Genomic DNA, 13,586 nt, shown 5'->3' on the forward strand with positions numbered 1-13,586 from the left:
CAATACGACTTCAGAGCTGCTTCTTATTTTCTAGGTGCTGCGATCATTGGGATCCTAGCTATAGTGGATAAATCCAGTTATTTGGGGCTTTTTCGATTCAAAGTAAGGGCTATAGTGGATAAATCCAGTTAAAATTCCAAATTTAGCAATTTTGAGCCTTCTGGAGTAGATATAGCTGTATGGAATCCAGTATAGAGATCGCTCCCATCCAATATTTATCTCTAGACTGTATGGAATCCAGTATACGGTTTCATCCAAGATCGGCGAGGATGATGCTGCATGAACTTGGGTAGAAAGGGGAGTAGGGTGAGGTTAAGGTTCGGTGAGGTGGGAGAGGAAGCTGAGTAAGGTGAGTGCGGTGCGTGCGTAAGCATCCACTTGTTGTCTGGCCGGCATCCGCTCTCGTGTGTGCCCGAAAGTTATCCGCCGTTTAATCGGCTTCTGCCATTTTATAGTATAGAGGCGGCAAGCCTTCGAATTGTAAAACAAAACAACCCCGAAACCCGTTTGTTAATAGAGTTTCGAGGTTGTTATCATAAATTAGAGACTTATTCAGCCACTAAGCTTCTTGGTGTGAGTTAACGGTTTGATGCTATATGGACTCAACGTATGCGTTGAAGGTGTGAATGGATGAATAATAAGCAGCTGTCCATTAGACAACAGCTTTATTATCTTCTTTTTCGGAGCCGGAAGTTTTGGTTTTCGTTTCTTCATCCTTCTCGTCGAATGGCACGCGGTCTTCTTCGTAATACATATTCATACACCTCCTTTCAATAATAATAGGATGGAATGATTATCGGGATATTAAATGTATGTCATGAAAATATGAAGGTAAATGGATTAAGCTCCGGCTTTGCGCATACGCGCTTCTTCCAGCTTCTTGCGTGACGCGGATCCGATGCGGAAGTAGCCGAAGGATGCTGCGGCTGTACCCGCGGCTACAGCAACACCTGCTGCACCGATCCAGCTGATGGAGGTCAGTGATGCCTGCTCCACGATGACTCCGCCGATACCGGCGCCCGCAGCCATAGCGAGCTGCAGGACGGAGCTGTTCAAGCTAAGCATGATGCTGGAGGCTTCAGGCGCAAGCGTAATTAGATGATACTGCTGGGTCGGGCCTGATGACCAGGCTGAGAACGACCACAGCATAAGCAAAGGGAGCACCAGAGCAGGTGAATGGGCTGCAAGTGAAAGCAGGATTAATGCGATCGCATGAAGCAGCATGCCGCCAACCAGCGTACGGGAAACGCCCCATTTATCTGTGCTGAAGCCGCCAAGCTTGGAGCCAATTAGGCTGGCGATACCGAAGGCGAACAGCCCGGCGCTTACTCCTTTTTCACTCATACCTGTTATGGTTAGCAGAAATGGCGAAATATAGGTATAGGTGATCGCATATCCGGCGATCCAGAAGAAGGTAATCATAAGAGCGACGACGATTTTCGGATTTTTCAGCAGCGCAAGCTGATTACGCAGCGGCACTGGCTCCTCGCCATCCGTTTTCGGGATAGTGAAGGAGATGAGGAATATCGCAACAAGCCCCAGCAGGCCGATACCGCCGAAAATCATTTTCCAATCATAGATGGAAGCGGCAAGCCTGCCGATTGGAACACCAATGATAAGTGCCGTGCTAAATCCCATAACAAGCGTAGCGATAGCACTTCCTTGTTTCTCTGGCGGAGCCAGCTTAGCAGCAACCGTTAACGCAGTCACGACGAATACGCCGGTGCTGAGAGCCAAGATGATTCTGGATCCGATCAGAAACCCGAATCCAGGAAAAGCAACAGCGATGCCGTTGCCGACTACGAACACAGCAAGTGAATAAAGCAGAAGCTTTCTTCGCTCCATCTTGGCCGTGGCGGCCATTAGGAAAGGGGTGCCAAACGCATAAGCGAGTGAAAATACGGTGATAAGCTGCCCGGCTGCAGATACCGATACACCGATATCAGCTGAGACTTTATCTAAAATACCTGCAATAATAAATTCCGACGTTCCAACGAGAAAGCTGACGACAGCCAGCATATAAATCTTCCAAGCATTAGACAAGTTCTCCAACTCCTTTTCTCTATCCCACTGCTTTTATATTTCTAAATCTATTGAAATATTCATCAAAAAAAATTTATTCCAGTAAATACGGAGCGTATTTTTGCGCCATTTCTCTGTTGACGCTGTAGTAAATAAAGGTGCCGTCCTTGCGCAGATTAAGTAGTCCGCAATCGGTCAGCTGTTTCAAATGATGAGATAATGTTGAGCCGGCGACCGATTCGAGCTTGCTGCCGATGTCGGAACAACAGAGATTTCTTTCATCAGTAAGCAGCATTGCAATTTTAATTCGGGTCGGTTCTCCGAGTGCTTTGTATACTTTCACCGCTTGTTTGACATCCTCGTTGTCTTCGACCAAGATTCCCTCACCACCTTAGGAATTTCGTTATTTCTAAATCTATAGAAACAAAGATAGCATAACCGGCGGTCATTTGTAAATGGGTTTATTCGAAAAAAATGATTTTTAAATCCGGCTGCGAAGACGATCACAAGTCCCAAGGGGCAAGGGGCATCCGCACCATAAATTGAATTCCATTCGATAGAGATTTATGATAGTCATCAGGGCTGCTTTACTTCAAAAACAGCCAAGTGAAGCACTGTAATCCACGAGATGAGCTGAAGGAGGACCTATGTTGAAGCTGAATCGAATTCATCATGTTGCCGTTATTTGTTCCAATTATGAAGTATCCAAGGATTTCTATGTTCGGGTGCTCGGATTGACCGTTCTGAATGAGATTTACCGCGAGGAGAGAGACTCGTACAAATTGGATTTGGCCGTGGGAGGCGAATACCAAATTGAACTGTTCTCATTTCCAAACCCTCCTGCTAGAATCAATAATCCGGAAGCAAGAGGCCTTCGGCATTTGGCTTTTGAAGTGGACGATGTTGAAGCGTCGGTTATTGAGGTTCAAGCAAAAGGCGTTCAGGTCGAGCCGGTTCGCATCGATCCGATTACAGGAAAGGCATATACCTTTTTTCAAGACCCGGACGGGCTGCCAATTGAGCTTTATGAGAAATAATCTGCCTGTAAAAGTAACTTGATATAGATTTTTTCACTACTACCTTCTCCTCGGCCTATCCCCTATAATAGCGGTATGCAGGCCGTTCACCCCTTGCAAATCAGGCATACCAATTATGGACGGGCTTATTCGTTTGTGAGCTGTTTGAAGAATTGGAGGATGATAGGATTATGGAAAAGAATCTGCTGGGACGAACAGGATTGGAAGTAACCCGCCTAGGGTTTGGAGCGATGGAAATCCGGGGACCGCGCGTATGGAATGGCCGGCCTTTGGCTGATTCCGATGCGGATCGCATCCTGAATGCCGTGCTGGATGCAGGCATTAATTTCATCGATACCTCCTATGATTATGGATTAAGCGAGGAATACATAGGGCGATTCATCAGTCATCGCCGCAGCGAATATATTCTGGGAACCAAATGCGGCTGTACCATCGTTCACGCGGGTGATCACGATGAAACGCCGCATGTCTGGACCAAAGAAAATCTGCTACACAATATCGATGAGAGCTTGCGCAGATTGAAGACGGATTACGTCGATCTCCTGCAGCTGCATAATCCGACCGTGATTCAGACGGAAGAAGGCGGACTCATCGAGGTGCTTAAAGAAATCCAGGCAACAGGGAAAGCCCGGTATATCGGAATTTCATCCACAATGCCTCATATAACGAGTTATATTGAATCCGGAGCATTTGATAGTTTTCAAATTCCGTATTCCGCGCTCGAACGCAATCACGAGGATATCATTACAGAAGCGGCAAAAGCAGGAGCGGGAACGATTATCCGCGGCGGAGTCGGACGCGGAGAGCCGGGGGTCGGTCTTGGCGAAGAAAATAAGTGGGTGCATTGGGAGAACGCCGAGCTGGATGAACTGCTGGACGAAGGCGAGAGCCGCACGACATTCCTGCTGCGCTTCACGCTGAGCCATCCTCATCTGAATACGACGATCGTGGGCACGATGAAGCCGGAGCACTTATTCGACAATGTGCGTATCGCACAGAAGGGACCGCTGCCTGCTGATATTTATGAGGAAGCGAAGAGACGTCTTCTTCAATCAGGACAAGGTCCAAGTTCAACCTATTATCGAAAAGAGGGGTAAGGTGCCTCAATGGATTACCGCGTTTTGGGCCGATCGGGCTTCAAAGTAACCGCCTTTATTAAGCAGGTGCTGCAAGGTTAATTCATGATAGCCGAGGGCAGCCATGAACGTGAAAGAGCGTTTGTGGCTGCTTTTTTGCATATGAAAAAGCCAGAGAAACTTACCTCTAAGTACAGGAAAAGGAAAAATAGCGCATGATTCGTAGATTTGCTACATGTGTAAGCGCTGTCATTCATGCTATGATTGCTGCATGGAAATAAGCTAGCTGTCCATACAAAAGTATAATTGGGAGGTTTTTCGGAATGAGAAAGACATGGTTTAGCATCATGGCACTCGTACTTATTTTCTCGATGACGCTCGCAGGCTGTTCTTCGCGTTCGGGAGAAAACTCCACCAACACAGCGAACAATACAAACCAGGGTACAACCGACACAGCAACTAAGGATGACAATACAGATCAGGCCAAGACCGACTCCGGCGGCGAGAAGATCCGTTTAACGGTGTACAGCACGATTACGGAGCCTAAAAACCAGGAAATGATGAAATCCATTTCCGATGCTTTCACGAAGGAAAATCCCGACATTACGGTAGAATTTCAATTTCCGGGTGCGGAATATGAGAACATTCTGAAGGTCAAAATGGCAGCAAACGATCTGCCGGACGTATTTGACACGCATGGCTGGGCCATTATCCGATACGGCAAATACTTGGCTGATCTTAAAGACGAGCCTTGGGCAGCTAATCAGACGGATACCATTAAGCCCGTTGTAACGGATAAAGCAGGCAAGGTTTATGCCCTCGTTATGAGTGAGGCGAAGGACGGTATTTCGTATAATGCCGGCATTCTCGAGAAATATGGAATTGCGCCTCCGACTACATTTAATGAGCTGATGGCAGCTGCAGAGAAAATTAAAACGGAGAGTAAAGGCGAAGTGACGCCATTCTTCTTGTCCGGTATTGATAACGGTATGATCGGCGGCTTCCTGGATCTCTACGCAACCTCGCAATATATCAGCCCGGCGACGAATGACGCGGCAACTCTGCTCGATGGCTCCTTCGATTGGAAGAAATGGACGGCGCTGGCTCAGAAGCTGCTGGATATGCAGAAGAAAGGGCTAATCAACAAAGACGTTCTGACTGCCAAATATACCGATATGCCGCAGCGGTTCGCACAGGATAAGGTTGCTTTCGTGTTCGGCGCGCCTTCCTTCGCGGATGATGTGTACAAAGTGAACAAGGATACCAAAATCGGCATCATGCCGCTGACTACGATGGTGGACGGCGATACGCAAACATTCTCAGGCGGAGAGCGCTACACGATGGGGGCTTGGAAAGACGGCAAGCATCTGGAAGCATCCAAGAAGCTGATTGCTTTCTTCGCGAAAACAGAGAACATGACGACAATTGCCAATGCAACGAAGCTTCCGGCAGGTCTTAAAGGTGTTCCATCCGAGCATGAATTCTCCAAATTCTATGATCAATTCAAGGATATTCGCGTATTCCCTTACTTTGACCGCGTATATCTGCCTAACGGCATGTGGGATGTCATGTGCAAAACAGGTACGGCATTGATCGCCGGCGACGTAACGCCTGAACAATTTGCCGACAAAATGAAGCAGGAATACGACCGTCTGCGCAATCAATAAAAATTCAAGGGAGTCAGGGAGGGTGCAAGCCCTCCCTTTTCCTGAAAGAACGTGCAAAGGAGGAGTGAGCAATCGTGAAATCGGAAACTACTTTGCTGCAAGCCGCCGGATCTAATCCGGGAAAATCCATCTTCAAGCGGTGGGCGCAGAGCGGTGTTTTGTTGAATCTGCTGTATGTACCTGCGCTCATTCTGTTTGTTGTATTTATCTTTTATCCGTTTATTAAGGGCATTCAGATCTCATTTACGAACTGGAATGGATATAACCAGGACTACAAGTGGATTGGTTGGTCCAATTACAAACGTATGATGGAAGATCCTGATATGGGCCGAGTCATTAAGAACACGCTGATTTATGGAATAGGCAGCTCTTTCTTCCAGAACCTGATTGGTCTGGCGTACGCACTCTTTCTGAATATGAGCATTCGTACACGCGGACTGACACGGACAGTCATTTATATGCCGGTGATTATCAGTTCCTTAATTATGGGTTATATCTGGTATTTCTTCTTTCAATACGATGGCGGAGCGATAAACGATATTCTGCTTCTATTTCAAGATGAACCCTCAAACCTGCTCGGGGACAAGAATGTGAACTCTTGGCTGATTACCTTTGTTAATACGTATCAGTATCTGGGTATTGCGATGGTGCTCTTCCTGGCCGGTCTGCAATCCATTCCTAAAGACTATTATGAAGCGGCAACCATTGACGGTGCCAGCTCCTTCCAACGATTTATTCATATTACATGGCCTTTGCTTGCGCCTTCCTTCACCGTCAGTATGACACTGAATCTGATCGGCGGCCTGAAGCTGTTTGACGTCATCGTGGCGATGACGAACAGCGGACCCGGCTATGCGTCTGCGTCCATGTCATCCATTATGTATCTGCTGTACTTCGGCCGGGAGGATGCAGGCTATGCGGCAACGATCGGAATTCTCATGTTCGTCATGATTTCGATTGTCAGCATTTTCGCGCTGTTCCTGCTTAGAAGAAGGGAGGTCCATTCATGAGAAGCAAGAAGAAGCTTTGGCTGGTGGGCTTATCTTTATTGATCTGTCTGCTTCATATTCTGCCGTTCTACATCCTGCTTACGACCTCGTTCAAGGCAGCGGATGATCTAAGCTCGAAATGGGTATTCCCGGGTTATCTGTACTTGGATAACTTCACCAATGCCTGGCGTGAAGCGAATCTCACTCTCGCATTCAGAAGCAATATTATCGTCACGGTCATCTCCGTAGCTCTGATTATATTGGTAGGATCCATTGCGGCGTATCCGTTATCCCGGTTTCAGACGCGCTGGAACAAATTCATCTATACCGTCTTTGTATCCGCCTTAATCGTTCCGCCGCTTACGATCCTGGTGCCGCTGTACAAATTCATGGTAGATATCGGCGGCATGAATCAATATTGGGGGATCATTCTGCTGCATATTACGTTCCAGCTGCCGCTGACGATTTTCCTGTACACCGGGTTTATCAGCACCATTCCCCGGGAGCTTGACGAAGCGGCAATGATTGACGGCGCAGGGCGGTTTGCTTTGTTCTACCGCATCCTGCTGCCGCTGCTGAAGCCGATTACGGCGACGGTCGTCATTCTCTCCAGCGTTGCGGTATGGAATGATTATCAGTTCTCGATTTTCTTCCTGCAGCGGCCGTATACAAGGACGATTACAGTAGCGCTTGCCAGCTTCTTCGGAACCTCCACGAGCAACGTCGGCTGGGTAGCAGCCGGTTCCCTGATGGGTGCGCTGCCGATGATTCTCGTATACTTGTTCCTGCAGCGTTACTTTATATCAGGACTTGCATCCGGCGCGGTAAAAGGTTGACAATAGAGAGGTGATGAAATAGAAAGACTTGCGATAAAGGAGCCTTTCATTGAGACAATCCATACGAGTTCGATTGACGCTGCTTTTCCTGCTTACTATTGTTTTTCCGATCGTCATTATTGTCGCAGAATTACCGACCTATTATCTCAAGCTTATTAAAGAACAGCAGTCCTCGCTTATGGCGGGGACTTTAGCTGCGATTACCTCCAATATCGAAACCTATCTGGATGATCTGGACAGGATGACGATTACCCCTTATCTGAATGACGACGTTATGCGTGCGCTCAAATCGAAATCCACCTACGGCTGGCAGCTGCTGACCCCGTTCGAGCAGTATGAAGCGGGACAGACACTCTCGACCACGCTGCCAAAAGCATTGAAAAATACACGTAAAGAAATTCTCGGCACGATTCTCCTTCCGATGGACGGTTCTGTGTATGTCACTTCCCAAAGCGCCTCTACCGATGCGGTCAAGCACTATTCATTCGCAACACAGGATTGGTATATTCAGGCGCTAAAGGCTGACGGGCGCGTGGCTTTCATCAGCATTCATGATCAAGACTATCTGGATGGCGCGAGGGCGCAGGTGTTTTCCGTTGCCAGACTCATTAAAGATCCTGATTCACAAAGGCCGCTGGGGGTTATTATGGCAGATGCGGATACCGTCGCAATTGATCAAATTATGAAAAGCATCAGGCTCAGCAAGGGGGCCGTTGCCGCTATTCTGGACGATAATGGCAAACTTATCTACTCCAGCAGCCCTTTGGTGAGCAGCGTGAAAAGCCAGTTGGCGCAAAACCTGTTAACGGTCCAATCCGTCGATGAGCGCTATTCGGTCGTCAGTCAAACGATTATCCAATCCAACTGGCGGATATTCGTGTTATTCCCGGAGTCGGTCGTAAAAGCCCAGCTTGACCGCATCTATATGGTGGCTATTTGGCTTGCAGTCGGCGGTATAGTAGTTGCAATCATTCTGTATACGACTGTCTCACATTGGATGGTGACGCCGTTCAAGCGGATGGTGCAGACGATGAGACGTGTCCAGCGCGGCGATCTTCATGCGTCGTACCCGGTTAAAGGCTCTGATGAGATTGCGCAGCTCGGTTCTCATCTCAACACGATGATTGCCACCTTAGGGGAGCTGATTGACCGTGAATTCCGGGCGGTCCTTGGCCAGAGAAATGCGGAGTATCGCGCGCTGCAGTCGCAGATTCAGCCGCATTTCCTATACAATACCTTGAACGGCTTCATCGGATTGAACCGGTCCGGACAGAGCACGCTGCTTGAACATTCGATACTTTCCTTAAGCGGTCTGCTGCGCTACACGCTGGAGAAGAATGACCGTGTACAGCTTGGGGAAGAGCTCGATTTCATAAAGAAATACTGCGAGCTTCAGCAGATGAGATTTACCGATAAAATGGAAGTCGATATTGGGTCGCAGCCCGAAGTATTGAATATTGTCATTCCTAAATTATTGCTTCAGCCGATTGTAGAGAATGCCGTCATTCATGGGATTGAACCCAGCGGTGAACGCTGCCGGTTATCCATCAAGGTCTATCAGACGCAAGATGAAGGAGCGAAGGAGTTCCTGATTATTCAAATCTCAGATGATGGTGTCGGGTTTGAGCTTGAATCCGGACGAAGCGGCGTTGGCATGAGCAATGTGAGGGAGCGCTTGCAGCTTGCTTATGAGAACGCGGCGCTGAAGCTGGATGCTGCGCCCGGAATGGGAACCCGCGTCACCATACAAATTCCGTTAAAGGATGTGGAGCGGGCATGAAGCTGGTCATTGCAGATGATGAGAGTCTGGTTCGATACACATTAAGAAGCATGATAAATGAGATGGAGGCTCCTTGGCAGATCGTTGGCGAATCGAGCAACGGCGAGGAGTTGATGGATCTGCTGGCTGAGCATCAGCCCAATGTGGCCATCGTAGATATCCGCATGCCCAAGATGAATGGGCTTGATGCGATACGCCTCGGCAGAACCAAATCACCGCTAACCAAATGGATCGTGTTAAGCGGGTATTCCGATTTTCAATATGCACAGGAAGCGCTAAAGCTGGGCGTATCACAGTATATGCTCAAGCCGGTCAGCGCAGCGGATCTGGAGAGCGCGCTCTTTGATACGTACAGGGATAATAAAGAGCTTATGATTTTGCACAATCAGCAATATTGCAATCATCTGTCAGCGCTCAGCAATGGGCTGATTTCGATTGAGCAGAGGGATACGGAAGGCATCATTCATCATACCGGCTTCATAGGAGCCGTCATTCTATTCGACGCCCCGCATTCCGAAGAGCGGAATGGGCCCGCACCCAATGAGTTCTATAAGCAGATCCATCACACGATCCACAATCATCTCATCTATGGGATCAATATGGCGTTATACAACCTTCCAAGCGGGGAATTAACGGTGGTTGGCGCCTGGGACCCCGAGAGAAATGGGGAAGGCAGACAGCAGGTTCATGGTTTCTTCGACCGGATAGCGGAGCTTGCAGGGCAGTTTCCGGTGCATAAGGCGATAATTACCGTCTATGAGACGGAGGAAACGGCTGGATTTAAAGAAATGAATGACAGGCTTCTTCAGCTGCAGCAGTGGAAGGGGCTTCGAACGGTATGCGGGATCGGCGGACGGGTGATGTACGAAGCAGTCAAGCAGGAAGCTCAGAAGCCGGAGAAGCTGGCCGTCGGCCTGCTGGTCTCCGCAGCCCAGCAGCATATTCAAGACCGGATGTATCTAGGCTATCAGAACAGCTTGAATGAGCTGGAGCAGCTGCTGACGCAGTCAAGCTTACTTGCATACCGGGAGAGCAGATGCGCCCTTCATCTATTTATTCTTCATTCGCTTGATATTGACCTGACGGCGCATAGCACGGGTCCGGGAGTCGTGCGGGAGCTTCGCCAGTATGGCGAAAGGCTGCTGAGAGAGCAATCGAACAGGGATAATCCTCCGACTGATCTGGCTCAGCAGGTGATTCAATATATCGATATGCACTATAAGAATGATATCGGAATTGCACAAATTGCCGCTCTGCTGAACGTATCCTCGAACTACCTGAGTACGGTGTTCCATAAGAAAACGGGAGTTACCTTCATCAAGTATTTGACACGCATCCGGATGAACAAAGCAGGCGAAATGCTGCTGAATACGAATCTGCAGATTAAGCAAATTGCCGAGGAAGTCGGTTACTTCAGCACACGGCATTTCACCAAGCTGTTTACGGAAGCGTTCGAGCGATATCCATCCGATTACCGGAAAATGAGCAAGACTTGAAACCAGGGCCGAGTGATTGCCGCACTCGGTCTTTTTGCTGTATTTACTCATTCGGATGCTTGCAAATTGCAATTGGATTAGAGATTTTCGAAAAATAGGAGTAGAATAAAAGAAAGTTTCCCGGGTGAAAGGACGTGACGCGAATGAAATTCTCATGGGAACGTAATTTAGTTGTGCTCTGGATCGGCGTTTTCTTTTGCAGTACGGCTTATTCTATCTCTATTCCCTTTCTGCCGATTTTCTTGAACACGGAGCTTGGTGTTGAACAGCATTTGGAGACATGGTCGGGTTTCGCCTTCGGCATCACGTTTTTGGCAAGCGCTTTAATATCCCCGTATTGGGGCTCCCTGGCTGACAAGTACGGCCGCAAACCGATGCTGATCCGATCCGGCTTCAGCTTGGCGGTGCTGTATCTCATTAATTATTTTGTGCATGATCCGTACGTATTTCTCATTATTCGCGTGTTTCAAGGCCTGCTGGCCGGGTTCGTTCCAGCGGCCATCGCGCTTGTGGCAACGAACACGCCCGAGGATAAGACAGGCTATGCGCTTGGGATCATGTCGACAGCCGGGGCGACGGGAAGTATTATCGGCCCGCTTATCGGCGGCGTTGTAAGCCACTATTTCGGGAACCGGGACGCTTTTCTATTCTCGAGTGCGGTTGTTCTGATCTCGGCCTTGATCGCGACCTTCTTCGCCAGGGAGGAGAACTTCAACCGCTCAGCATCGCGTTCTCATGTGCTCGATGACTTGAAGCAGGCCGTTGCGAACCGGCCCTTATTTACGCTGCTGTTCATGGTCTTCATCGCCAACTTCTCTGTTATGATTCTGGAGCCGCTTATTACGGTATATGTGCTGAAAATGGGAGTAGCCAAGAGCAGCGCATCGCTTAGCTCCGGGATTATTTTCTCGGCCGTAGGTATCGCTACCGTCATTATGGCACCGCGGTGGGGCAAATGGGGCAGACGCATCGGATACAAAAAAGTGTTATTTATCGGGCTCATCGGCGGGGGGATCGGCAATTTGCTGCAGTTCTTCGTAACGGATTACATCGGCTTCGGTATTCTGCGCTTCAGCTATGGATTATTCTTCGCGGCTGTCTTTCCATCCATTAGCGCGATGATTGTACAAGCCACTGAACCGGATTTCCGCGGGAGGGCGTTCAGCTTGAACCAGTCAGCTTCCCAGATGGCGACGATGGCAGGGCCGATTATTGGAGGGCTGCTCGGCAGCTGGGTCCCGATCCGCTGGATATTCATTATTAATGGCTGCTCCCTGGTGCTCTCTGCGGTGTTATTCCGCACGAAGCGGCTTCAGAAGGCTATGGTGATGACTGAGCATTAGGTTCATGAAATGCGGTTCAATTTATCAGGAAAAACAATGAAAAACCTAGAAGTTAGTTGATGATTACGTACAGCCCCGTCCATAAACATGGACGGGGCTGTTTATTTTATAAGGGTGTCATTCAACATGAATCCGTTATTTCTTCAATAAGATGTAATAGAAGCGGCAGTTCTCTGTTGTTCCAGGAGGTGGCCAGCGGGTGAAGTTCGGATTCACGGAAGAGCAGGAGATGATCAGAGAAATGGCGGCCCGCTTCGCTGAGCGGGAAATCAGGCAGCAAGCCGGCAGCTTGGATGAATCAGAGCGATTCGACCGCCCTGTCTATGACCGGATGGCGGAGCTCGGCTTTACGGGATTGCCATGGCCGGAATCGGAAGGCGGCTCCGGTGCAGGTTTTCTCAGCTTGACCATTGTGCTGGAAGAGCTGTCTATCGTTAATGCATCGATGGCAGCTGCGTTGTGGTCTCATGTTTGTTTGGCGGCATGGCCGATCTACCGCTTTGGACAGCGGGAGCTGAAGCTGCGATATTGGCGCAAATTGGCGGAAGGTCAGCTGCTTGGGGCGGGTATGCTGCCTCAGATGCTGGGAGAACGCTCATCACTTCGTGTTGGTGTCATTGCTTGGGCAGATGGCGATGGATACGTGCTTGAAGGGCTGCAGAAGTATGTCTTTGGAGGAACAGAGGCAGATGTGTTTGTGGTCTACGCATTAATGGGCGAGGAGAAAGGAGCAAACAGGCGCAAGCGATATCATGTCTTCCTGGTGGAGAAAGGAAGCGCGGGTCTGGAGATTATTCCGGCCGCGCGCAAACTGGGGCTTCGTTCAAGCGGCATGGCCCACTTGAAGTTTGAACAATGCAGGCTGGTAAGAGCCCAGCGTATCGGACGGGAAGGACAGGGGGGGGCCATTGCCCGAATGGCGGAGGTTCGCGTTCGATATGGGCTGGCGGCCATCGCTGCCGGAATTGTTAATGGAGCGTCAGCATCAGCGTTGGTCTATGCACAGGAGCGTAATCAGTTCGGCAAGCCGATTGCAAGACATCAGGCAATCGCCTTTGCTCTGGCGGATATGCACATGGCAGCGGAAGCCTCCAAGCTGCTTGCTTATCAGGCTGCATGGCGCGAGGATGAAGGGCTCGCGGATGAGGACCGGGCGGTAAGGGCTTTGCATTATGCGGCTGATGCGGCTGTGAAGTCAGCCATCCAGGCCATTCAGATCTTTGGAGGCTATGGATATACGAAGGATTATCCGGTTGAGCGGTATCTGCGTGATGCGAAGGCCGTACAGCTGGCGGGCGGGCTCGGAAGTGTAAGAAGACGGTGAGCACGCGGCAAGACAA

At 49.3% G+C, this 13,586-nt stretch carries 11 protein-coding genes; 9 read left to right on the forward strand and 2 right to left on the reverse strand.

What is annotated here, in order from left to right; translation table 11 throughout:
* Positions 1–840 precede the first annotated feature (840 nt).
* Together ACFPYJ_RS09170 and ACFPYJ_RS09175 are read right to left on the reverse strand one after the other, a co-directional pair.
* Positions 841–2,043, reverse strand: a complete 1,203-nt coding sequence (locus ACFPYJ_RS09170) for an MFS transporter (RefSeq protein ID WP_379187806.1) — start codon at positions 2,041–2,043, stop codon at positions 841–843.
* 73 nt (positions 2,044–2,116) lie between these two features.
* Positions 2,117–2,398 carry an ArsR/SmtB family transcription factor gene (locus ACFPYJ_RS09175; RefSeq protein WP_379187807.1) on the reverse strand — a complete coding sequence of 94 codons (282 nt, stop codon included), beginning with the start codon at positions 2,396–2,398 and terminating at the stop codon, positions 2,117–2,119.
* Positions 2,399–2,672: 274 nt separating this feature from the next.
* Between ACFPYJ_RS09175 and gloA2 the strand changes: the two genes are divergently transcribed.
* From gloA2 to ACFPYJ_RS09220, 9 genes are all read left to right on the forward strand, one after another.
* Complete coding sequence (gene gloA2, locus ACFPYJ_RS09180; protein ID WP_465263356.1) at positions 2,673–3,059, forward strand: SMU1112c/YaeR family gloxylase I-like metalloprotein; 387 nt, start codon at positions 2,673–2,675, stop codon at positions 3,057–3,059.
* Between the two features lie 170 nt (positions 3,060–3,229).
* Complete coding sequence (locus tag ACFPYJ_RS09185) at positions 3,230–4,156, forward strand: aldo/keto reductase (protein WP_379187809.1); 927 nt, start codon at positions 3,230–3,232, stop codon at positions 4,154–4,156.
* Positions 4,157–4,458: 302 nt separating this feature from the next.
* A complete protein-coding gene (locus tag ACFPYJ_RS09190; RefSeq protein ID WP_379187810.1) occupies positions 4,459–5,802 on the forward strand; it encodes an extracellular solute-binding protein in 1,344 nt (447 codons plus the stop codon).
* Between the two features lie 128 nt (positions 5,803–5,930).
* A complete protein-coding gene (locus tag ACFPYJ_RS09195; RefSeq protein ID WP_379187946.1) occupies positions 5,931–6,812 on the forward strand; it encodes a carbohydrate ABC transporter permease in 882 nt (293 codons plus the stop codon).
* Complete coding sequence (locus tag ACFPYJ_RS09200; protein WP_379187811.1) at positions 6,809–7,627, forward strand: carbohydrate ABC transporter permease; 819 nt, start codon at positions 6,809–6,811, stop codon at positions 7,625–7,627. Before ACFPYJ_RS09195 ends, ACFPYJ_RS09200 begins: the two co-directional genes overlap by 4 nt.
* Positions 7,628–7,676: 49 nt before the next feature.
* The gene (locus ACFPYJ_RS09205) at positions 7,677–9,407 is read left to right on the forward strand and encodes a cache domain-containing sensor histidine kinase (RefSeq protein ID WP_379187812.1); all 1,731 of its coding nucleotides are present in this window, start codon (positions 7,677–7,679) and stop codon (positions 9,405–9,407) included.
* Positions 9,404–10,903 carry a response regulator transcription factor gene (locus ACFPYJ_RS09210; RefSeq protein WP_379187813.1) on the forward strand — a complete coding sequence of 500 codons (1,500 nt, stop codon included), beginning with the start codon at positions 9,404–9,406 and terminating at the stop codon, positions 10,901–10,903. Before ACFPYJ_RS09205 ends, ACFPYJ_RS09210 begins: the two co-directional genes overlap by 4 nt.
* Before the next feature lie 143 nt (positions 10,904–11,046).
* Entirely contained in the window at positions 11,047–12,246 is a 1,200-nt protein-coding gene (locus ACFPYJ_RS09215; protein WP_379187814.1) for an MFS transporter, read from the forward strand.
* Between the two features lie 199 nt (positions 12,247–12,445).
* On the forward strand, positions 12,446–13,570 hold the full coding sequence (locus tag ACFPYJ_RS09220) for an acyl-CoA dehydrogenase family protein (RefSeq protein WP_379187815.1): 1,125 nt from the start codon (positions 12,446–12,448) through the stop codon (positions 13,568–13,570).
* The last annotated feature ends 16 nt before the right edge of the window (positions 13,571–13,586 follow it).

It is taken from the genome of Paenibacillus solisilvae (genome assembly GCF_042656405.1).
Taxonomy (GTDB): domain Bacteria; phylum Bacillota; class Bacilli; order Paenibacillales; family Paenibacillaceae; genus Paenibacillus_Z; species Paenibacillus_Z solisilvae.

Excerpts from the sequence above, each read along its gene's own strand:
- ACFPYJ_RS09185 (WP_379187809.1), top strand. The coding sequence starts at position 3,230 with ATGGAAAAGAATCTGCTGGGACGAACAGGATTGGAAGTAACCCGCCTA.
- ACFPYJ_RS09190 (WP_379187810.1), top strand. The coding sequence starts at position 4,459 with ATGAGAAAGACATGGTTTAGCATCATGGCACTCGTACTTATTTTCTCG.
- ACFPYJ_RS09200 (WP_379187811.1), top strand. The coding sequence starts at position 6,809 with ATGAGAAGCAAGAAGAAGCTTTGGCTGGTGGGCTTATCTTTATTGATC.
- ACFPYJ_RS09210 (WP_379187813.1), top strand. The coding sequence starts at position 9,404 with ATGAAGCTGGTCATTGCAGATGATGAGAGTCTGGTTCGATACACATTA.
- ACFPYJ_RS09215 (WP_379187814.1), top strand. The coding sequence starts at position 11,047 with ATGAAATTCTCATGGGAACGTAATTTAGTTGTGCTCTGGATCGGCGTT.